The sequence below is a fragment of the Rhodomicrobium udaipurense JA643 genome, assembly GCF_000636015.1.
Lineage (GTDB): Bacteria > Pseudomonadota > Alphaproteobacteria > Rhizobiales > Rhodomicrobiaceae > Rhodomicrobium > Rhodomicrobium udaipurense.
This window is the reverse complement of sequence record NZ_JFZJ01000225.1, coordinates 1-1,824: the sequence shown is the minus strand read 5'-3', so window position 1 is coordinate 1,824 and position 1,824 is coordinate 1. Positions and strand designations below refer to the sequence as shown.

General features: G+C 63.8%; 1 protein-coding gene. It reads right to left on the bottom strand.

The window, feature by feature from the left end:
- Positions 1-282: 282 nt before the first annotated feature.
- The coding region (locus T281_RS17015) for an efflux RND transporter permease subunit (protein ID WP_037242443.1) at positions 283-1,824 on the bottom strand (1,542 nt) is incomplete at its 5' end.

Genomic DNA, 1,824 nt, shown 5'->3' with positions numbered 1-1,824 from the left:
CCGCGCTGACCTGTCATCTCGTGATGCCGGCAGGCCATCCGGGCGACGCGTTCATCGCGCGCGCCGGTCACGATTTGCACGAGGAATTCGGCATCGAGCATGTGACGCTGCAAATCGAGCGGGGCGATGCCGAGTCCTGCGCGCTCGCTCCCGATAACGTCGTTTGAGCCTCCGCGCTTACCCCAGGCAGAAAGAGGCTCGGGGCGAACGTCAACCCCGAGCGTTGTCTACTGGCGATAAGCGTTCTTCTCGATCTATTGGTTATTGCGTTGCAGAACGCGATCAAGCGATAGCGCGTTCTTTCGCTTCCCGCGCCGCGCGCCGCTTCCGCCAACGCAGCTTGTCGAGCCAGAGGTAGATCACCGGCGTTGTGTAGATCGTGAGGAGCTGCGAGACGGCGAGGCCGCCGACGATGGTCAGCCCGAGCGGCGTGCGAAGCTCCGAGCCCGGCCCCGACGCGAAGACGAGCGGCAGCGCGCCGAACATCGCCGCGAGCGTCGTCATGAGGATCGGCCGGAAGCGCTCGATGCAGGCGCGGCGGATCGCGTCTTCGCTCGACAGGCCCAGCCTGCGCTCCGCGTCGAGCGCGAAATCCACCAGCATGATGCCGTTCTTCTTCACGAGGCCGATAAGCAGGATGATGCCGATCAGCGAAATGATCGACAGCGTCTCGCCCGCCGCATGCATCACGAGCAGCGCGCCGAAGCCTGCGGACGGCAGCGTTGAAAGGATCGTTAGCGGATGCACGAGGTCTTCATAGAGAATGCCGAGCACGATATAGACCGTGACGAGCGCCGCCACGATCAATAGCAGCGTCGAAGAACTCTGCTCCTGCTGGGCGAGCGTTTCGCCCGAAAGCTCGAAATGAAGCTGCTCCGGCAAGCCGAGGTCGCGCCCCGCCTCAAGGATTTTCGGGATCACGGGGCCGAGCGCCACGCCGGGCGAGAGGTTGAAGCTGACGGTCGCCGATGGAAACTGACCGGTATGGCGCACCGAAAGCGGCGTCTGGGTCATCGTGATGGTTGCGACGGAGGAAAGCGGCACCTGCTGGCTCGCGCTTCCCTTGACATAAATGCTGTCGAGGCCCTGAAGGCTTCGCTGGATGGCGGGGTCCGCTTCGAGAATGACGTTATACTGGGTTCGCAGGGTGTAGACGGTTGAGACGGCGCGCTGCGAAAACGCGTTGTTAAGGGCCGAATTCACGTCCGCGACCGAGACGCCGAACTTTGCCGCCTTCACACGATCGATAGTCACGGTGGCCTGCGGGCCGCCCGCCTCCCGATCAGAATTGACGTCGATCACGCCGGGGATGCGTTTCATCGCGGCCTGCGCCTTCGGCAGCCACTCGGCGATTTCCTTGAGGTCGGGGCCCCAGAGCGTCACCTGATATTGCGAGCGCGATTGCCTGCCGCCGAACATGATCTCCTGTCCGGGGAACATGAAGACGTCGACGCCCTTGATGGCGGCGAATTTCGGCCGCAGGCGCGCTATGACGGCCGCTGCGGAGTCCTTGCGCTCGCCGATTGGTTTCAGCGACACGAAGAAACGCGCCTCGTTGCTCTGGCTCGACCCTGGGCCGCCGCCCGCCGCGATGGACGTCGCCACGCCTTCGACGGCGGGGTCCGCTGTAAGGATTTCGGTCACTCTATTCTGAGTTTCAAGGATCGCCTCGAACGACGTCTCGGCAGACGCCTGTGCGAAGCCCATGATGAGCCCCGTGTCGCCGCTTGGGAGGAGGCCCTTCGGGATCACGATGAAAAGCTGGATCGTGAACGCGAGCGAGGCGAACGTCACCACCAGCATCAGCCAGCGATGGCGCAGCCC